The organism is Jatrophihabitans sp. (assembly GCF_051960575.1).
Lineage (GTDB): Bacteria > Actinomycetota > Actinomycetes > Mycobacteriales > Jatrophihabitantaceae > JBQCEE01.
In genome coordinates this window covers 1-18,041 of the sequence record NZ_JBQCEE010000143.1, presented here as the reverse complement: position 1 = coordinate 18,041, position 18,041 = coordinate 1, and the positions used below count along the sequence as shown (strand labels likewise).

General features: G+C 73.3%; 20 protein-coding genes and 2 pseudogenes. 14 read left to right on the top strand and 8 right to left on the bottom strand.

Annotation, left to right across the window (positions count from 1 at the left end; all coding sequences use genetic code 11):
* Nucleotides 1-215: 215 nt before the first annotated feature.
* Together ACTHMS_RS08005 and glp are read right to left on the bottom strand one after the other, a co-directional pair.
* Nucleotides 216-839: a GNAT family N-acetyltransferase gene (locus ACTHMS_RS08005; protein WP_440306134.1), complete on the bottom strand. Its 624-nt coding sequence runs from the start codon at nt 837-839 to the stop codon at nt 216-218.
* Between the two features lie 15 nt (nt 840-854).
* The gene (glp, locus tag ACTHMS_RS08000) at nt 855-2,105 is read right to left on the bottom strand and encodes a molybdotransferase-like divisome protein Glp (RefSeq protein WP_440306133.1); all 1,251 of its coding nucleotides are present in this window, start codon (nt 2,103-2,105) and stop codon (nt 855-857) included.
* A 70-nt stretch (nt 2,106-2,175) separates the two neighbouring features.
* Between glp and ACTHMS_RS07995 the strand changes: the two genes are divergently transcribed.
* Nucleotides 2,176-2,760, top strand: a complete 585-nt coding sequence (locus ACTHMS_RS07995; protein ID WP_440306132.1) for a 5-formyltetrahydrofolate cyclo-ligase — start codon at nt 2,176-2,178, stop codon at nt 2,758-2,760.
* A pseudogene (locus tag ACTHMS_RS07990) lies at nt 2,735-2,965 on the top strand (FmdB family zinc ribbon protein); the annotation flags it as partial. The gene ACTHMS_RS07995 and the pseudogene ACTHMS_RS07990, both read left to right, overlap by 26 nt.
* Before the next feature lie 14 nt (nt 2,966-2,979).
* Here ACTHMS_RS07990 and ACTHMS_RS07985 read toward each other — a convergent pair.
* Nucleotides 2,980-3,186 (bottom strand): hypothetical protein, encoded by a 207-nt coding sequence (locus ACTHMS_RS07985; RefSeq protein ID WP_440306150.1) that lies wholly within the window; start codon nt 3,184-3,186, stop codon nt 2,980-2,982.
* 100 nt (nt 3,187-3,286) lie between these two features.
* Here ACTHMS_RS07985 and cpaB point away from each other — a divergent pair, with 100 nt between their 5' ends.
* Together cpaB and mscL are read left to right on the top strand one after the other, a co-directional pair.
* Nucleotides 3,287-3,961 carry a Flp pilus assembly protein CpaB gene (gene cpaB, locus ACTHMS_RS07980; protein ID WP_440306131.1) on the top strand — a complete coding sequence of 225 codons (675 nt, stop codon included), beginning with the start codon at nt 3,287-3,289 and terminating at the stop codon, nt 3,959-3,961.
* Between the two features lie 62 nt (nt 3,962-4,023).
* A complete protein-coding gene (mscL, locus tag ACTHMS_RS07975; RefSeq protein ID WP_440306130.1) occupies nt 4,024-4,467 on the top strand; it encodes a large conductance mechanosensitive channel protein MscL in 444 nt (147 codons plus the stop codon).
* Between the two features lie 54 nt (nt 4,468-4,521).
* Here mscL and ACTHMS_RS07970 read toward each other — a convergent pair whose 3' ends face one another.
* Nucleotides 4,522-4,695 (bottom strand): hypothetical protein, encoded by a 174-nt coding sequence (locus ACTHMS_RS07970; RefSeq protein WP_440306129.1) that lies wholly within the window; start codon nt 4,693-4,695, stop codon nt 4,522-4,524.
* A gap of 96 nt (nt 4,696-4,791) precedes the next feature.
* On the opposite strand from ACTHMS_RS07970, the gene ACTHMS_RS07965 reads away from it, so the two are divergent.
* Nucleotides 4,792-5,070 carry a hypothetical protein gene (locus tag ACTHMS_RS07965; protein WP_440306128.1) on the top strand — a complete coding sequence of 93 codons (279 nt, stop codon included), beginning with the start codon at nt 4,792-4,794 and terminating at the stop codon, nt 5,068-5,070.
* 81 nt (nt 5,071-5,151) lie between these two features.
* On the opposite strand, the gene ACTHMS_RS07960 is transcribed toward ACTHMS_RS07965, so the two are convergent.
* From ACTHMS_RS07960 to moaC, 3 genes are read right to left on the bottom strand one after another with little or no spacing between them, the layout of a single operon-like run.
* A complete protein-coding gene (locus tag ACTHMS_RS07960; RefSeq protein ID WP_440306127.1) occupies nt 5,152-5,574 on the bottom strand; it encodes a molybdenum cofactor biosynthesis protein MoaE in 423 nt (140 codons plus the stop codon).
* A complete protein-coding gene (locus ACTHMS_RS07955) occupies nt 5,571-6,089 on the bottom strand; it encodes a MogA/MoaB family molybdenum cofactor biosynthesis protein (protein ID WP_440306126.1) in 519 nt (172 codons plus the stop codon). Before ACTHMS_RS07955 ends, ACTHMS_RS07960 begins: the two co-directional genes overlap by 4 nt.
* Nucleotides 6,086-6,562: a cyclic pyranopterin monophosphate synthase MoaC gene (gene moaC / locus ACTHMS_RS07950; protein ID WP_440306148.1), complete on the bottom strand. Its 477-nt coding sequence runs from the start codon at nt 6,560-6,562 to the stop codon at nt 6,086-6,088. Before moaC ends, ACTHMS_RS07955 begins: the two co-directional genes overlap by 4 nt.
* A gap of 267 nt (nt 6,563-6,829) precedes the next feature.
* Here moaC and ACTHMS_RS07945 point away from each other — a divergent pair, with 267 nt between their 5' ends.
* From ACTHMS_RS07945 to ACTHMS_RS07925, 5 genes are all read left to right on the top strand, one after another.
* Nucleotides 6,830-8,824 (top strand): putative Ig domain-containing protein, encoded by a 1,995-nt coding sequence (locus ACTHMS_RS07945; protein ID WP_440306125.1) that lies wholly within the window; start codon nt 6,830-6,832, stop codon nt 8,822-8,824.
* Nucleotides 8,825-9,337: 513 nt separating this feature from the next.
* Nucleotides 9,338-9,832 (top strand): MarR family winged helix-turn-helix transcriptional regulator, encoded by a 495-nt coding sequence (locus ACTHMS_RS07940; RefSeq protein ID WP_440306124.1) that lies wholly within the window; start codon nt 9,338-9,340, stop codon nt 9,830-9,832.
* Between the two features lie 29 nt (nt 9,833-9,861).
* On the top strand, nt 9,862-10,863 hold the full coding sequence (locus ACTHMS_RS07935; RefSeq protein WP_440306123.1) for an SDR family oxidoreductase: 1,002 nt from the start codon (nt 9,862-9,864) through the stop codon (nt 10,861-10,863).
* Nucleotides 10,860-11,249 carry a hypothetical protein gene (locus ACTHMS_RS07930; protein ID WP_440306122.1) on the top strand — a complete coding sequence of 130 codons (390 nt, stop codon included), beginning with the start codon at nt 10,860-10,862 and terminating at the stop codon, nt 11,247-11,249. The genes ACTHMS_RS07935 and ACTHMS_RS07930 overlap by 4 nt, the downstream gene beginning before the upstream one ends.
* Nucleotides 11,242-13,011 (top strand): glycoside hydrolase family 15 protein, encoded by a 1,770-nt coding sequence (locus ACTHMS_RS07925; RefSeq protein ID WP_440306121.1) that lies wholly within the window; start codon nt 11,242-11,244, stop codon nt 13,009-13,011. Before ACTHMS_RS07930 ends, ACTHMS_RS07925 begins: the two co-directional genes overlap by 8 nt.
* Before the next feature lie 40 nt (nt 13,012-13,051).
* Here the strand turns inward: ACTHMS_RS07925 and ACTHMS_RS07920 are convergent, their stop codons facing one another.
* Entirely contained in the window at nt 13,052-15,154 is a 2,103-nt protein-coding gene (locus ACTHMS_RS07920) for an ATP-binding protein (protein ID WP_440306120.1), read from the bottom strand.
* Nucleotides 15,155-15,320: 166 nt separating this feature from the next.
* On the opposite strand from ACTHMS_RS07920, the gene ACTHMS_RS07915 reads away from it, so the two are divergent.
* From ACTHMS_RS07915 to ACTHMS_RS07900, 4 genes and pseudogenes are all read left to right on the top strand, one after another.
* Nucleotides 15,321-16,382 (top strand): sodium:calcium antiporter, encoded by a 1,062-nt coding sequence (locus ACTHMS_RS07915; RefSeq protein WP_440306119.1) that lies wholly within the window; start codon nt 15,321-15,323, stop codon nt 16,380-16,382.
* Between the two features lie 40 nt (nt 16,383-16,422).
* Nucleotides 16,423-17,046 (top strand): flavodoxin family protein, encoded by a 624-nt coding sequence (locus ACTHMS_RS07910; RefSeq protein WP_440306118.1) that lies wholly within the window; start codon nt 16,423-16,425, stop codon nt 17,044-17,046.
* A 4-nt stretch (nt 17,047-17,050) separates the two neighbouring features.
* Entirely contained in the window at nt 17,051-17,467 is a 417-nt protein-coding gene (locus tag ACTHMS_RS07905; RefSeq protein WP_440306117.1) for a VOC family protein, read from the top strand.
* A 260-nt stretch (nt 17,468-17,727) separates the two neighbouring features.
* A pseudogene (locus ACTHMS_RS07900) lies at nt 17,728-18,041 on the top strand (hypothetical protein); the annotation flags it as partial.

Sequence of the window (18,041 nt, the reverse complement as noted above, 5' to 3'; positions counted from 1 at the left end):
TGCCCGACCTGGAGGCCGGAGCCGAGCCCTGGGTCGTCCAGGGCATCAAGATCCGGGTCGACGCGCGCGCCCGCTCCGGCCTTTGCCCCGCAGCACCAGGTTTTCGGCGGCGCATGTCCCGGCGCAGCGGGACAAGGCGGTCCGTGTTGCCGGAGCAGCGGGACAAGGCGGTGTGTATCGCCGGCGCAGCGGGGCGAGGCGGTGCGTGCTACGCGTCAGGCGCCCGTCCACGCCGGTGGGGCGGGCAGGCGGCCGAGACGCGAGAGCATCGACCGGCCCTCCATCTCCTCGACCGTCACCGCGAAGGCGACGTGGTCGCGCCAGCCGTCGTCGATGTCGAGGAAGCGTTCGTAGTACCCCTCGCGGCGCAGGCCGAGCTTCTCGACGACCCGCAGGCTCGGCGCGTTCTCGGGGCGGATGTCGATCTCGACCCGGTGCAGCCCGACGGCGCCGAAGCAGTGGTCGATGACAAGGGCGACGGCGGTGGGCACGATGCCGCGTCCGGCGAGCTCACCGTCGACCCAGTAGCCGACGGTGCACGAGCGCAGCGCGCCGTGCACGACGTTCGAGACGTTGATCTGGCCGGCGATCCGCCCGCCGTAGACGATCATGAACGGCAACATCGTGCCGGCCGCGGCCGAACGCCGTAGGGCCGAGCGAAGCGGCGGCCACGCGCCGAGCGAGTTGCGCTCGTACCAGCTCGCCGACGACGACGGCTCCCACGGACGCAGCCAGCGCTCGTTGCGCAGCCGCACCTCGCTCCACGCACGGCCGTCGCGCAGCTTCGGGGGGCGCAGCAGCACCGGACCGGCCGACAGATCGGCCGGCCACCCGGGCACGCCACGCACCGCCGCCTACCGGTTCGACAGCAGCAGCGGCAGCACGGTGGTCGGCTCGCCCGCGACGACCTCGGTCGTCTGCTCGTCGATCACGACCAGACAGTTGGACGCGGCCATCGAGGCGATGAGGTGCGAGCCGGGCCCGCCCACCAGCGACACGCTGTAGCCGCCCGTGCGCTCGCGGTGCAGCACGCCCCGGCGGTACTGCCGCACGCCCTCGGGGCTGCTGAAGCTCTCGAGCGCGGTGGCCTGCACGGTGGCGCGGTGCACCGAGCGCTTGCCGAGCAGCTTGCGGATCGCCGGGCGCACGAACGCCTCGAACGACACCATCGCGCTGACCGGGTTGCCGGGCAGGCAGAAGATCGGCACGCGGTGCCCCGACGAGGTCGACAGGTGCCCGAACCCCTGCGGCTTGCCCGGCTGCATCGCCACCTTCACGAACTCGACGGTGCCGAGCTCGGACAGCGCCTGCTTGACGACGTCGTAGGCGCCCATGCTCACGCCACCGGTCGTGACGAGCACGTCGGCGCGCAGCAGCTGGCTCTCGAGGGCGTCGATGAGCTTGGCGTGGTCGTCGACCACGATGCCGACCCGGCGCGCGTCGGCGCCGGCGTCGCGGGCGGCGGCGGTCAGCAGGTACGAGTTCGAGTCGATGACCTCGCCGAAGGTCGGCGTGCTGCCCAGCTCGACGAGCTCGCTGCCGGTCGAGAGCACCAGCACCCGCGGCCGGGGTCGCACGAGCACGCTGGCGCGGCCGACGGCGGCGAGCAGGGCGATCTGCTGCGGGCCGAGCGCCGCGCCGGCACGGATGGCGGGTGCGTTCGCGGGCAGGTCCTCGCCCGCCCGGCGCACGCACTCACCGGTGCGCACCGGCCGACGGATCGCGACCTTGGCGACCCCGCCGTCGGTGTCCTCGACCGGGATGACCGCGTCGGCGCCCGCGGGCAGCGGCGCGCCGGTCATGATCCGCATCGCCAGGCCGGGGCCCATGCCCGAGCGGGTCTTGGCGCCGGCCGCGATGTCGCCGACCACCTGCAGCTGCACCGGTTGCTCGTCGCTCGCATGCCTGGTGTCGACGGCGCGCACGGCGTAGCCGTCCATGGCGGAGTTGTCGAAGCTGGGCAGCGGGAACGCCGACGTCACGTCCTCGGCGAGCAGCAGGCCCTGCGCGTCCAGCAGGTGCAGTTCGATCGGTTCGAGCGCGCCGACCGTGCCCAGCACGCCGGCCAGGTGTTCGTCGACGGTGCGCAGACGTCCGTCAGACACTGCTCGGTTCCCCCCTTCGCGCCGCCGCTCAGCGGCCGATCGTCAGAGCCTAACCAGCCACAATGCCCGCATGGCGAACGAAGGGACGTCGCAGCACGCCAAGACCCACCTGCGACGGCGGCTGCTGGACGCCCGGCGGAGCCTCCCCCCGGACGAACTGCTGCGCGCCCGGGCCGCCATCGCCGACCTGCTGCTGCACCGGGCCGGCGCCGATCGTTGGCGCACGGTCGCGGCCTACGAACCGTTGCGCACCGAGCCGGGCTCGCTCGAACTGCTCGCGGGCCTGCGCGCGGCCGGCGTCACCGTGCTGGTGCCGCACCTGCTGCCCGACAACGACCTCGACTGGACGCCCTGGGGTGAGCACCGCGCGCTGGGCAACAGCGCGATCGCCGACTGCGACGTCGTGCTCGTCCCGGCGCTCGCCGTGTCGACCCGCAGCGGCGTGCGACTCGGCCGCGGCGGCGGCTCGTACGACCGGGCGTTGGGACGGCGCGGGCCGGGCGCGCCGGCGATCGCGCTGCTGTACGAGTCCGAGCTGCTGCCGGACGTGCCGGCGGAGCCGTGGGACCGCCCGGTCGACGAGGTGGTGACGCCGGTCGGCTTCGCGCGGGTGCCGCTGCTGGACGGGAATGGCCCCGTGGGTGACCATGGTTAGCAGTCGTGACGTCCGAGTGCCAGAATCAGGACGGCGCCGTCCACCGGAGGAACCTGACATGCCCACGTACCAGTACGCGTGCACCACGAGCGACTGCGGCAACGAGTTCGAGCTGGTGCAGTCGTTCACCGACCCCGCGGCGAGCGAGTGCCCGGTCTGCCACGGGCCGGTGCGCAAGAAGTTCTCGGCGGTGGGTGTCGTGTTCAAGGGGTCGGGCTTCTACCGCACCGACAGCCGGTCGAGTTCGACCGCGTCGGACAGCAGCAAGAGCAGTGCGTCGTCCTCCGGCTCGTCGAGCTCGTCGAGCGACACGTCGTCGTCGTCGTCGACCGCGAGCACGTCGAGCACGTCGAGCAGCTCGACGGGCGGCAGCGCGGGGTCGAAGGCGGCAGCCTCGGCCTGACCGGTCGGGCGTTCCAGTACCACGCGGCCGGCCCGGCCGGGTCCGGCGTCCACATCCGGCCCGTCGTCCACAGGAGCCGACGGCGGCCCGTCGCCGAGCGCCGCGCGGCCCTAGCGTCGTGGCGTGGATCTCGTGCGTGACCTGCTCGACGCCTACCGGTGGCGCGTGTGGCCCCGGCGGCTCGTCGTCGGCGCGCTGCTGCTCGGCGCCGCCGTCGCGGCCCTGCTCCCCCGACCGGCACCGGCCGCGCCGCGGGTACCCACCGCGGACGTGGTCGTCGCCAGGCACGCACTGCCGGCCGGGCGGGTGCTCGGGCGCGGTGACCTCCGGGCCGACGCACGACCACGTGTCGCCACTCCCGCCGAGGCAGCGACCCGCGTCCGCGACCTCGTCGGCCGACGGCTCGCCGGGCCGGTGACCGCGGGCGAGGTGCTGACGATGCTGCGTGTCGTCGGCCCCGGACTGGCGGCCGGCCTGCCGCCGGGCACCGTCGCCGTTCCGCTGACCGTCGACGCGGGGGCGGCCGGATTCGTCCGGGTCGGTGACCACGTCGACCTCTACCGCACCCCGCCGGGCGCCGGCGCCGCCACGGATGTCCCGGCGACATCGGGGCAGGCCGTCCGCGTCGCCGGCGGCATGCTCGTCCTGGCGGTGACCACGGTCACGCCCGACGCGCCCGCGACCGTCGACACGGCGGCGACGGACCAGCTCGTCGTCGCCTGCAGCGAAGGACAGGCCGCCGCATTGGTGACGGAACGGACGAATCCGCTGTCCCCGATCGTCGTCGCGGACCCCTAACATCACTGACCGAGTGGGGGCGCTCCGGACCTCCACACGCGACGCTTCAACAGGAGGCAGCCGTGATCCAGGGCTTCAAGGCGTTCATCATGCGCGGGAACGTCGTCGACCTCGCGGTCGCCGTCGTCATCGGCGCCGCGTTCAAGGCGGTGGTCGACGCGCTCGTCGCCGACATCATCACGCCGATCATCGCGGCCATCGGCGGCAAGCCGGACTTCAGCAGCCTGAACTTCACGATCAACAAGAGCACGTTCAAGTACGGCGATCTGATCAACCAGATCATCTCGTTCCTGATCGTCGCCGCGGCGATCTACTTTCTCATCGTGGCGCCGCTGAACATGCTGGCCGAGCGCCGCCAGCGCAGGCTGGCCGCGGGCGAGCCCGACCCCGAGCCGAAGGCCGAGGACGTGCAGCTGCTCGAGCAGATCCGCGATCTGCTGGCCTCGCAGACCGGCGGCACGCCCGGCGTCACGGCGCCGTCGCCGTCGCCGCGCCCCGGCGTCTGACCGAGCGACCCCGACACGCCCGTCGCGCTGGGCGGCCCGGCCGGCACCGGCCGGTCACTCCCAGTGCGGCGGGCGTTGTTCGCGGTACCACTGCTCGTCGCGCCGCTCGTCGCGCTCGCCCCAGCCCTCGGACGTCTCGTCCCTCGGCACGTCCGGCAGTACCGGCTCGTCGCGGTCGCGGATCCGGCGCGCCGCGTCCTGATCCGTGCGGCGAGCGTCACCTTCCATGCAGACAGTGTCCCCCGCGCGGTACGACACTGGACGGGAACGTCACCAGCCGGTGGGTCGTTCACGGCCTGACCACCGATCCGTGCGGAGGCACTCATGACCGAGTCGAACAAGTTCCTCGAGCGGGCCAGCGAGCTCGCCAGCCAGGCGGCCGAGAAGGCCGGCCCGGCGCTGCAGCAGGCCGCAGAGAAGGCGCGCGTCGTCGCGCAGCAGGCCGCCGAGAAGGCGGCGCCGCTCATCCAGCAGGCGGCCGAGAAGGCCGGCCCGGCGCTGCAGCAGGCCGCCGAGAAGGCCGGCCCGGCGCTGCACCAGGCGACCGAGAAGGCCACCGAACTGGCCGAGAAGGTGCGGCCGCGGCCGAAGCCCGGCCCGTAACCCTCGACGAGCACCGCCGAGACCCCTGGCAGGTTCCACTCCCGAACCGGGACACGGGCCCCGCCGGGGGTCTCGCGCGCGTCAGGGGCAGTTGACCCACTCGTCGGTGCCGTCGTCGAACACCTGCCGCTTCCAGATCGGCAGTCGGTGCTTGATCTCGTCGACCAGCTCCGCACAGAGCGCGAACGCCTCGGCGCGGTGCGCGGAGGACAGCGCGGCGACCAGCGCGACGTCGCCGATCGCCAACGGTCCGACACGGTGCGCCGCGGCGACACCGAGCACGTGCTCACGGGCGGCGAACTCGGCCACGACGTCGGCGAGCACCTGCTCGGCCGTCGGGTGGCCCTCGTACTCGAGCGTCCGGACCGAGCGTCCGCCGTCGTGGTCGCGGACGATGCCGCGGAAGAGCACGTGGGCCCCTGCATCCGGACGCGCCACCAGCGCCTCCACGGCGTCGGCGTCCAGCGGTTGCTCCGACACCCAGGCCGAGCGGGTCGTGGTCACTGTGGTCCCTCTTGTCCGTCCGTCGTCATCACGCCACCGCCCGGGCGGTGGTCACCCCCACCGAGCTGGTCGACCGCGTGCTGCAGCAGCGGCAGCAACACGCCCAGCCCGTCGCGCACCCCGCCGGGCGAACCCGGCAGCGTCACGACGAGCGCCGACCCGATCACGCCTGCCACCCCGCGCGAGAGCACCGAGGTCGGCACCTTGTCGCGGGACGCGAGCCGGATCGTCTCGGCGATGCCCGGCACCGTCTTGTCGAACAGCGCCGACACCGCCTCGGGCGTCACGTCGGTCGGGGTGAGCCCCGTGCCGCCGTTCGTGATGACCGCCTGGGCACCCGCGTCGAGCGCCGCCCGCACCGCCGCGCGGATCGCCTCGACGTCGTCGGGCACGACCTGTGGGCCGGAGACCTCGTGCCCCGCCTCGGTCAGCAGCTGCGTGGCGAGCCGGCCCGAGTCGTCGGCCCGCTCGCCGCGCGCCGACCGGTTCGAGCAGGTGATGACCGCGACCCTCACGACCCGTCCTCCGCCGACGCGCGCGACCCGGCCGCCCCGTCTTCCCCGTCCGCCGACCAGGTGCCCGAGGCGCCGCCGGCCTTCGTCAGCAGCCGGATGTCGACGATCCGCGCGCCGCGGTCGACCTTCTTGACCATGTCGTAGAGCGCGAGCGCCGCAGTGGCGACCGAGGTCAGCGCCTCCATCTCGACGCCGGTGCGGTCGGCGGTGCGGGTGGTCGCCGTGATCTCGACGCCGTCGTCGACCAGCTCGAGATCGACGGTGACACCGTGCAGCGCGACGGGATGGCACAGCGGGATGAGGTCGGGCGTGCGCTTGGCCGCGGCGATCCCGGCGATCCGCGCGACCGCGAGGGCGTCGCCCTTGGGCAGTCCGTCGCGGCGCAGCAGGGCGACCACCTCCGGCGTGGTGACGAAGCGGCCGACGGCGGTGGCCGTGCGGGCCGTCACCGGCTTGTCGGCGACGTCGACCATGCGCGCGGCGCCCTGCGCGTCGATGTGCGTCAGCTCCACGGGCCCGAGCGTACGCAGCCGGGAGCGGGCGGCGAGTCGCGGCAGCGCCCGCGAACGACGCAGCCCGGGAGATGATCGCGAGCAGGCCGCTTGCTGCCAGGCCGGAAGCTGACTGCTCGACCGACACCGCGGGCCCGGTCTGCGCTCTAGTCTCGCCTCACGGCTCCTGTCCCCCCTCGGGAGCCGGCCAACTTCTCGCCTCCCCCGCCGTCCACGGAAGGACCCGACATGAGGTTCGCGCTGCGCCGCGCCGTCACCCTCGCCGCGAGCACGGGCCTCGCGGTCGCAGCCGCCGTGACCGCGACCGCTCCGGCGCAGGCCGCCCCGGTGCTGCCGAAGCCCGCCTCTCCCGTCGCCGTCGCGCACAGCTGCAGCCAGGCGGTCGATCGCGGCGTCGCCGCCTGCTTCGCCCTGCGGCGCACCGACAAGGGCTTCACCACCCGCCACCAGCTGGCGATCACGCCGAACGCGACGCCGAGCGGGTACGGGCCCAGCAGCCTGCAGTCGGCCTACAAGCTGCCGTCGTCGACGGCGGGCAGCGGCCAGCGTGTCTACATCGTCGACGCCTACGACGACCCGAACGCCGAGGCCGACCTCGCCGCCTACCGCAGCCAGTTCGGACTGCCCGCCTGCACGACGGCGAACGGCTGCTTCAAGAAGATCAATCAGACCGGCGGCACCAGCTACCCGAGCGCCGACAGCGGGTGGGCCGGCGAGATCTCGCTCGACGTCGACATGGTCTCCGCGATCTGCCCGAACTGCGGCATCACCCTCGTCGAGGCCAACAGCGCCTCGGACGCCGACCTGTTCCAGGCGATCAAGGAGGCCAACACCCTCGGCGCGAAGTTCGTGTCGCTCAGCTGGGGCGGCTCGGAGTTCAGCGGCGAGACGACCTACGACAACACGTACTTCAACGCCACCGGGACCGTGTACACCGTCTCGACCGGTGACAGCGCCTACTCCGGCGGACGCGAGTACCCGGCCACCTCGTCACGCGTGGTCGCCGTCGGCGGCACGTCGCTCAGGACGGCGTCGAACGCCCGCGGCTGGACCGAGACGGTCTGGAAGACCAGCAGCAGTGAGGGCACCGGCTCGGGCTGCTCGGCCTACGTCGCCAAGCCGTCGTGGCAGTCGACGATCAGCTCGACGGTGTGCAGCAGGCGCGCCGAGGCCGACGTGGCCGCGGTCGCCGACCCCGCCACGGGCGTGGCGGTCTACCAGACCTACGGCGGCAGCGGCTGGGCCGTGTACGGCGGCACCAGCGCGGCCGCGCCGATCGTCGCGGGCGTCTACGCCCTGGCCGGCACGCCCGCCGCGGGCACCGCGCCGGCGTCGCTGCCCTGGGCTCATGCCGCGAACCTCAACGACGTCACCTCCGGGAACAACGGCACCTGCTCGCCCTCGCTGCTGTGCACCGCAGCGGCCGGCTGGGACGGGCCGACCGGGCTCGGCACGCCGAACTCCACCGCGGCCTTCGGCGGCACGGGCAGCGGCGGCGGCACGAGCAACACCGTGACGGTCACCAGCCCGGGCACGAAGACCGGCACCGTCGGCACCGCGACCTCGCTGCAGCTGTCCGCGAGCGACTCGGGTGGGCTCGCCGTGACGTGGACCGCGTCCGGCCTGCCGACCGGCCTCACCCTCGCGTCCGGCACCGGGCTCGTCAGCGGCACGCCGACGACGGCGGGCACCTTCACCGTCACGGCGACCGCGAGCGACTCGACCGGCGCGAGCGGCAGCGCCACCTTCACCTGGACGATCAACCCCAGCGGTGGCGCGACCTGCTCGGGCCAGAAGCTCGTCAACCCCGGCTTCGAGTCGACCGGCGGCTGGACGGCCACGACCGGCGTGCTGAACACCGACGGCGCCCACGCGCGCACCGGTGTCGGCTACGCGTGGCTCGACGGCTACGGCACCACCCACACCGACACGCTCGCGCAGACCGTCACCCTGCCGGCCGGGTGCGCCGCGACGCTCACCTTCTGGCTCGGCATCAGCTCGAGCGAGACCACCACGACCACCGCCTACGACAAGCTCACCGTGTCGGCGAACGGCACCACGCTCGCGTCGTGGTCGAACCTCAACAAGAGCGCCTTCGCGTCCCGCACGGTGAACCTGTCGGCCTACGCCGGCACCTCGGTCACGCTGAAGTTCACCGGCACCGAGGACTCGACGCTGGCGACCTCGTTCTTCGTCGACGACACGGCGGTCACGCTCAGCTGACCGCCTGACCCCGCGGGTTCCGGTCGAGCCGTCCCCCACTCGGCCGGGACCCGCGGCCTCGTCCACGCCGCCTCGCCCACGCGGCCTCATCACCGCACCCCCGCGTCCCCGGATCTTGATGCCCGGGCCGACCCGGGACCCGGCCTCGGCATCCACGTCCGGCCCGACCCGCCCCCGTCACCCGGATCTTGATGCCCCGGACGACCCCGGGCCCGGCACCGGCATCCAGGTCCGCGCTCGGCATGCGGGGGCAGTGGGCGTCGGAGCGAGCTTGTCCCGTAGGACCGGCGACTCGCTCCGCCTTGTCCCGCTGCGTCGTGCGAAACCGGCCCCGAAACCTGGCGCTGCGGGACAAAGCAGGGTCCCGTTCGAGGCAGCCCCCGCGCGTCCAACCGGATCTTGATGCCCAGGACGACCTGGGGCCCGGCACCGGCATCCACGTCGTGCACGCAGGACATCACTCATGCCGACCTGCGATGTTTGCAGTGTGCAAGCGGCGGGCAAGCACTCGGCATGACCCGTCCACGCGCACGAGTGACCGACGCCGATGTCGACGCCGTCCTGTCCGCGTGCCGGTGCCTCGTCGCCCTCAGCGTGCGCTCGCTGTCCGTGATCGACGGCGAGGTCGAGCCGGCGCAGTTCCGCGCCCTGGTCGTCGTGGCCAGCCGCGAGGCCGTCTCGCTGGGAGAGCTCGCCGAGAGCACCGGCATCAGCCTCTCGACCGCCAGCCGGCTCTGCGAGCGGCTCGTGGCCCAAGGCCTGCTCGACCGCACCGACGACCCAAGCGACCGGCGTCAGCTCGCCCTGAGACTGACCCCCGCCGGCCAGAAGCTGGTGGACGCGGTGACCGACGCCCGTCGGGCCGACCTGCTGCCCGTGCTGCAGCGGCTGACCCGCCGCCAGCGCGACGAGCTGGTGCGGGCGCTGACCGCCTTCGCCGAGGGCTGCGAGACCGCCGAGGACGACCGTTCGCTCTGGTCGATCGGCTGGGTCACCGAGTCGGTCTGAGCGACAATCTCCAGAAGGGACGCCGAACCATGGCACAGATCGTGGCCGTCACCGGAGCGAGTGGCGGCGTCGGACGCGCCACCGCGTGCGCCTTCGCCGCCCGCGGCGACACCGTGGTGCTGCTCGCCCGCGGCGAGTCGGGCCTGCAGGGCGCGGCCGCCGAGGTCGAGAAGGCGGGCGGCCGGGCGGTGCCCATCCCGCTCGATGTCGCCGATGCCGACGCCGTCGAGGCCACCGTCGACCGCATCGAGCGCGAGGTCGGCCCCATCGACACGTGGGTCAACGTCGCGTTCTCGTCGGTCTTCGCGCCGTTCGACCAGGTCACGCCGGACGAGTTCCGCCGGGCCACCGAGGTCAGCTACTTCGGCTACGTCTTCTGCACCATGGCGGTGCTCAAGCGGATGAAGTCGCGCGACCGGGGCACGATCGTGCACGTCGGCTCGGCGCTGGCGTACCGCGGCATCCCGTTGCAGACGGTCTACTGCGGCGCGAAGCACGCACTCCAGGGGTTCCCCGAGTCGCTGCGCTGCGAGTTGCTGCACGAGAAGTCCAACGTGCACGTGACGATGTGCCAGCTGCCCGCGGTGAACACCCCGCAGTTCTCGTGGCTGATCAACAAGCTGCCGCGCAAGGCGCAACCGGTCGCGCCGATCTACCAGCCGGAGTTCGTCGCGCGCGGCATCGTCTTCGCCGCCGACCACCCCAAGCGACGCGAGTACTGGATCGGCTCGTCGACGATGGGCACGCTCGCGGCGAACGCGATCGCCCCCGGCCTGCTCGACCGCTACCTCGCGCTGACCGGCTTCAAGGCCCAGCAGCGCGACCAGGAGCAGCCGTCGGACGCACCCGCCAACCTGTTCCACCCCGTCGACGGCGAGGACGGCCACGACTTCGGCGCCCACGGCGCGTTCGACGACCAGTCGCACACCCGCGACCCGCAACTGTGGGCCTCGCAGCACCACGGCCTGCTCGGCGGGATGGCCGGTGCCGGCGCGCTCGCCGGGCTCGCGCTGCTGCGGCGGCGCCGGTGACGGCCAAGCGATCACCGGCGGGCGACGCCACCACCATCCGTGCCATCGGCCTGGTCGAGGCGGTGACCGGCGCGCTGCTCGCGACGCGTCCGAACGCGATGATCACGCTGGTCGACCGGCATCGTGCGGGGCCGCCCGTCTGGCTCGTTCGGGTGCTCGGCGCGCGGATGCTCGTGCAGGGCGCGGTCGAGATCGCCCGCCCGCTGCCCGTCGTCGCGATGGGCGGCGCGGCCGTCGATGCTTCACACGCGTTGAGCATGCTGCCGGTGGTGATCGCGAGCCGACGATTTCGCCGACCGGCCTCGGTGAGCGGCGCGGTCGCGGGGGCCACGGCCGCGGCCCTGCTCGGCGCCTTCGTCCGCGCGACCTCGCACGCCGATGACTGAGGGCAGCGAGCGGCCGGGCGGCGTCCCGCTGTCGGCCGCCTCACCTGCGGTGCTGCGCGAGTACGCCCTGTTGGCCGACGGCGAGCGCGGCGCGCTCGTCGGGCCGAGCGGCGACGTCGCCTGGCTGTGCGCGCCGCGGTGGCACGACGCGTCCGTCTTCAGCTCGCTGCTCGGCGGCCAGGGCACCTTCATGCTGCACCCGACCGCGCGGCACGTCTGGGGCGGCTTCTACGAGACGAGCAGCCTGGTGTGGCACTCGCACTGGGTGACCACCGACGGGTGGGTCGAGTCGCACGACGCCCTGCACTACCCCGCCGATCCGCACCGGCTCGTGCTGCTGCGTCGCATCGTCGCCGAGTCGGCCGACGCCGGCGTGTTCGTGCTGCTGCGGCCCCGGGGCGACTACGACACCGTGCCGATGACCGACCTGCACCGGCACGGCGACATCTGGACGGCACGCGTCGGCGACCTGTGGCTGCGCGTGCAGGGGCTGGGCCACGCGCGACCGCGCGAGCACGGCGCCGCACTGGTCGCCGAGTTCACCGTCGCCGCGCACGACCGGCACGACATCGTGCTCGAGCTGAGCGACCGCGAACTGCCCGATCGCCCGCCCGACGCCGACGTCGCCTGGGAGGGCACGCGCGCGCGCTGGGGCACGGTCGTCCCCGACCTCAGCGGCACGCTCTCGCCGTCCGAGGCCGGTCATCACTACGCCGTGCTGCAGGGGCTGACCAGTGCGACGTCGGGCATGGTCGCGGCCGCGTCGACGAGCCTGCCCGAGCGCGCCGAGGCGGGCCGCAACTACGACTACCGCTACGCCTGGATCCGCGACCAGTGCTACGCGGGCGAGGCCGTTGCCGCGCTCGGCGCCCTGCCGCTGCTCGACCACGCCGTCGATTTCGTGTCGGCCCGACTGCTCGAGCACGGGCCCGACCTCGCGCCCGCCTACACCGTCGAGGGCGGCCGCGTGCCCGACCAGCGCACGCTCGACCTCAGCGGCTACCCGGGCGGCGAGGTCGTCGTCGGCAACTGGGTGAACGACCAGTTCCAGCTCGACATCTTCGGCGAGTCGCTGCTGCTGTTCGCCGCCGCCGCCGAGCACGACCGCCTGACCACCGAGCACTGGGACGCCGCGCAGGTCGCCGCCGACGCCATCGGCAAACGCTGGCACGAGCCGGACGCCGGGATCTGGGAGATCGAGCCACGGGCCTGGACGCACAGCCGGCTCACCGCCGTGGCCGGACTGCGCGCCATCGCGCGGGTGCGCCCGGCATCGGCCGCCACCATCGGCTGGTCGGCGCTGGCCGACCGCATCCTCGCCGACACCTCGGCCGATGCGACCCACGACGACGGCAGCTGGCAGCGCTCACCGGGCGACCCACTGGCCGACGCCGCGCTGCTGCTGCCCGGCCTGCGCGGCGCCGTCCCCGCCGACGACCCGCGCACGGTCGCGACCCTGCAGCGCTACCTCGACGAGCTGGCCCGCGACGGCTACGCCTACCGGTTCCGCCACGACGACCGTCCGCTGCACGACGCCGAGGGATCGTTCCTGCTCTGCGGGTTCCTCGTAGCGCTCAGCGAGCACCAGCGCGGTCGGGCCGTCGAGGCCCGGGCCTGGTACGAGCGCACGCAGGCGGCGTGCGGGCCGCCGATGCTCTACTGCGAGGAGTTCGACCCGCAGCAGCACCAGCTGCGCGGCAACCTGCCGCAGGCGTTCGTCCACGCCCTCATGCTCGAGACCTCGGCGCGGCTGGCGACATGAGCGTCGTCCGGCGGGCGGCATGAGGCCGCCGCCGCCACGGTCAGGACGCCAGCGCCATGTCGAGCGCGTCGCCGCCCGTCCGCGCGGGCCGCACGACCCCGTCCTGCGCAGGCGGCAGCCACAGCGTGAAGGTCGACCCGTGGCCCGGTGCGGAGGTCACCCGCAGCTGGCCGCCGTGCTTCGCGAGCACGGCACGGGTCACGGCCAGGCCGAGTCCGGTGCCCTTGATGCCCTTGGCCTGCGCGGTGTCGGCACGGAAGAACTGCTCGCCCACTCGTGCCAGCTGGTGGGCCGGGATGCCGATGCCGGTGTCGGTCACCGCCACCGCCACGCCGGTCTCGTCCGCCGTGACCGCGACGGTGATCTGACCGCCTTCGGGCGTGTACTTCGCGGCGTTCGCCAGCACGTTCACGAGCGCACGCTCCAGCTGCACCCCGTCCGCCGCGACGATCGCGTCGAGCCCCGCGCCCGGCCGGACGAGCACCTGGCGCTGCCGCGTGCAGACCGGTTGCACCGTGTCGAGCGCGGCGGTCAGCACCGGCCCGAGCGGCATGCGGACCAGCCGCGTCACGTCGATGTTCTCGAGCTCGAGGGACGCGGTGCTCACCAGCTCGTCGACCAGCGCGATCACCCGGTCGGCGTTGCGCAGCGCGATCTCGACCATCTGCAACTGCTCGTCGCTGAGGTCGCCGGCGGCGCCGGTCAGCAACAACTCCTGATAGGCGCGCACGCAGGTGAGCGGGCTGCGCAGGTCGTGCGCGAGCCGCGCCGCCGCGTCGACGCGCGCCGCGTTGAGCTCCTTCAACTTCGCGACGGCCATGACCTGCGCCTCGAGCGCGTCGGCCATCGCCTGCTCGGCCTCGATGCGGCTGCGCAGATCGGTGATCTGGCTGATCACGTAGGGCGCCGCGTCGACGGGACGCACGACGTTGATCGCATGGCTGGTGGGCACGAGCCGGCCGTCGGCACGCAGCAACGGCCGTTCGCGGTGGTAGCTCGTGAGCGTGCCGGCGAGCATCGCCGCGATGTGGTCGTCGGCCGCGTCGGCGTCGTCGACCGGGGCGAGGTCCTTGACGTGCCGGCCGACGAGGTCGGCCGGCTCGCGGTGCAGCAGCTCGCAGAGGGCGTGGTTCACGGCGACGATCTCGCCAACGCGTCCGGGCTCGAGGCTGCTGACCATCATCCCCGTGGGTGCGTCGGCGAAGGCGAGCTCGGCGAGACGCTCGGCTGCGCGCAGTCTCGCCGTGGCGCGCACGCGGGCGTCGGCGAGCAGGGTGACCGTCAGCGTGAGCAGGCAGTAGCCGGCGAGCAGGCCCTGGAGGGCCTGCGTGCGCAGCGCGGCGTCGCCGATGCCGGCGAGCGGTCCGTGGCCGCGCACCGTCGCGACCGTCGCGACCACGCAGGCGACGAGCAGCGTGGTCAACGCGCGCATCGGCGTGAGCAGCGCGGCCGCGGCGAGCAGCGGCACCAGCAGCAGCGGCGCGAAGGCGTCGTCGACCGTGGCGGTGAACAGGAACAGCGTCGTGGCCGCGACGCCGGCGATGCTCAACGCCCATTGCAGGTTCAGCCGCCGCTGCCGGGCGACAGCCCGCCACGCCGCCCGAGTGCGGGGCAGCACCAGCAGCAGCGGGCCGAGCGCGAGCGCGCCGACCAGGTGGGCCAGCGCGTACCCGCGGGCCGCGAGCAGCACGTGCGGTCGTCCGACCTCGACGAGCCCGGCAGCCAGCGCGAGCGCACCGGCCACGACGGCGGCGGCGAGCGCGAGCATGAGGGCGGCGAGATCGCGATACCCACGGCGCAGCAAGTGCCGGCCGTCGCCGAGTGCCGTGAGCCGCACGAGCAGCAGGCCGCCGACGCCCACCTCGAGGGCGTTCGCGACGCCGTACGCCGGCGTGGTCACGGCCGCCGTCCCGGCGAGCAGGTTGGCGATCGTCACGCCGGGCACCACGCCCACCAGCACCGCCGTGCGCAACGGCCGCGGCACGAGCACGAACGCCGCCAGCGCGGCCGCAGCGGCCGGCCACAGCGCCGAGGCGCCGAGCGCCGGGTCGAGCAGGTACTCGGCGCCGAGCCACCCGAGCGACAACGTCAGCATCGCGGTACCGGCCGTCGTGAGCAGCCACAGCCCGCGCTGTCGCGTCATGAACGCCGAGCTCGTCATCGTCCGCCTGCCGTCCGCGTCCGGCATGGCGTTCCACACCGCAGTGTGAATATCGCGTGAGGTCCGCTGGGTCCCCTAGGGCCGAAGGGCCCGAACGATCACGACACCCGGTCACCCGCACGGCCATCATCGTTCGGAGGAACAACAAATGTCCGGTCTCCCGTCCTGGCTGCTGCTGCTGATCTTCCTCGGGTCGGCGGCGGTGATCTGGGTCAGCGGCGTGCAGCTGTCCGACACCACCGACGTGCTCGCCGAGCGGCTGCACCTCGGCTCGGCGCTGGGCGGTCTGATCGTGCTGGCCGTCGCGACGAACCTGCCGGAGATCGCGATCACGGTGAGCGCCGCCGCGTCGCACCAGATCGACGTCGCGGTCGGCAACATCCTCGGCGGCATCGCGATCCAGACCGTCGTGCTCGTGGCGCTCGACGCCTTCGGCGTGCGGGTGCGCAAACCGCTCACCTACCAGGCCGCGTCCCTCGTGCTCGTCCTCGAGGGCGCCCTGGTCGTCCTCGTGCTGCTCATCGTCGTGGCCGGTGCGCAGCTGCCGGCGTCACTGCTGCACTTCCGGGTGACGCCGGACGTCCTGCTCATCACGGCGGCCTGGGTGATCGGGCTGCTGCTCATCAACCGCGCGTCGTCGTCGCTGCCGTGGAGCGACAGCGGTGACGCGCCGGACACGCAGCCCGAGGAGCGCGGCGTGCGGCGAAAGAAGAAGGAGTCGGCCGCGACGAAGCGGGGCGTCAGCACCGCGCGCGCGGCGCTGGTCTTCGGCGTCGCGGCGGTCGCCACCCTCGTCTGCGGCGTGCTCATGGAACGCAGCGGTGACGTCTTCTTCGGCAACATCGGGCTGTCCGGCGTGCTGTTCGGCTCGACGGTGCTGGCCGCGGCGACCTCGTTGCCCGAGCTGTCGACCGGCATCACCTCGGCGCGGATGGGCGACTACCAGCTGTCGATCGGCGACATCTTCGGCGGCAACGCCTTCCTGCCCGTGCTGTTCCTGCCGGCGACGATCATCTCCGGCGCCGCCGTCCTGCCGAACGCCCACCGCAGCGACATCTACCTCACCGCGCTCGGCGCCGTGCTGACGATCGTCTACATCGCCGGGCTGATCTTCCGGCCGAGACGGCAGTACGGCCGCATGGGGCCCGACTCGATCGCCGTGCTGGTGCTCTACGCCCTCGGCGTCGTCGGTCTCGTCGCACTGCAATGAGCGGCGTTGCAACGACGGCGAACACGGGCAGGACAACGACATGACCGCAACCGAGCCGTTGCGCGCGATCGCGCTCAACTGCACCCTCAGCCCGTCGCCCGCCGACTCGAGCACCGAACTGCTCACCCGCCAGGTGCTGGACGCCCTCGCCGAGCACGGCGTCGTCAGTGACAGCGTGCGCGTGGTCGACCACGACGTGCGTCCGGGCGTCGAGTTGGACATGGGCGGCGGCGACGAATGGCCGGCGATCCGCGAGCGGATCATGGCCGCCGACATCCTCGTGCTGGCGACACCGACCTGGGTGGGTCAGCACTCGAGTGTGTGCCAACGGGTCATCGAGCGGCTCGACGCCGAGCTGTCCGAGCAGGACGACCAGGGCCGGCTGCAGACCTACGGCAAGGTCGCGCTCGCGGTGGTCGTCGGCAACGAGGACGGCGCGCACCACATCAGCGGCATCCTGTTCCAGTCGCTCAACGACGTCGGCTTCACGATCCCGGCGGGTGGCGTCAGCTACTGGAACGGCGAGGCGATGACCGGCACCGACTACAAGGACCTGGACGGCACACCGGACGCCGTGGCCCACACGACGAAGCAGGCCGCCAGCAACGCGGCGCACCTGGCGCGGCTGCTCAAGGCCGAGAACTATCCGCCGCTGGGAGACTGACGTCATGCCCATCGATGTCTCCGGCCTCCACCACGTACGCCTGACCGTGCAGGACATCGCGCGCTCGCGCGAGTTCAACGACAAGGTCTTCGGCCTGCCCGTCGCCTATGCCGTGCCGGACGACGCCGACGAGACGACGCGTGAGGCGCTGTCGTTCCTCTACGGCGGCGTCATCTATCGGCTGGGCCAGTGCCTGTTCGGGCTGCGGCCGGTCGGCACCGACCGGTTCGACGAGGACCGCGTCGGGCTCGACCACGTCGCCTTCACCGTCGCCGACCGGTCGGTGCTCGAGCGGGCGGTCGAGACCCTCGACGGGCTCGGCATCGCGCACGAGCCGATCAAGGACCTCGGCACCGGCGACATCCTCGAGTTCCGCGACCCGGACAACATCGCGCTCGAGCTGTACGCACCGAAGGGCTGAGCAACCGCCGCGGATCATGTGCAGACACGCCGGCGTCCTGCGCGTGTCCTGCACATGATCGCGGACGGGCGGCGCTGTGCGAGCGGCGCCCGGGACGCCGCCGGCTGCTACCGTGGGGGTAGCGGCGCAGACGCCGCACTCCCGGCGGGTGAGTCTCCCGCCGCCGCACCCGCCGTCCGCCGCGCACCCGCCGCCGCTGATCCGTCAGCGCAGCCTGGTCGCAGCGATCGTGGATCGCGGGCCGTGAAGTTGGGAATCCCGTGTCGTCACCGCGCGCTGCCGCGTCCTCGTCCACCCGTCCGTCCAACCCGAACCGTCGCCGTCGCCCCGCAGGGGCCACCGGCGCCGCCGCGCCGAACCAGGGCGGGCGTCCCGCCCGCAGCCGCCGGCCCGCGTCGGTGCAACGCCCGCACCGCCCCCTCGCCGCGGAGGCGCCCCGCCCGACGCGTGAGCCGCTGCCCACGCGTCCGCGGGCCGAGGTCGCGACGTCCACGACGCCGTTCACCGGCCTCGGCCTGCCCGGTGCACTCATCACCGCGCTCGCGGCCCAGGGCATCGAGCGCCCGACGCCGGT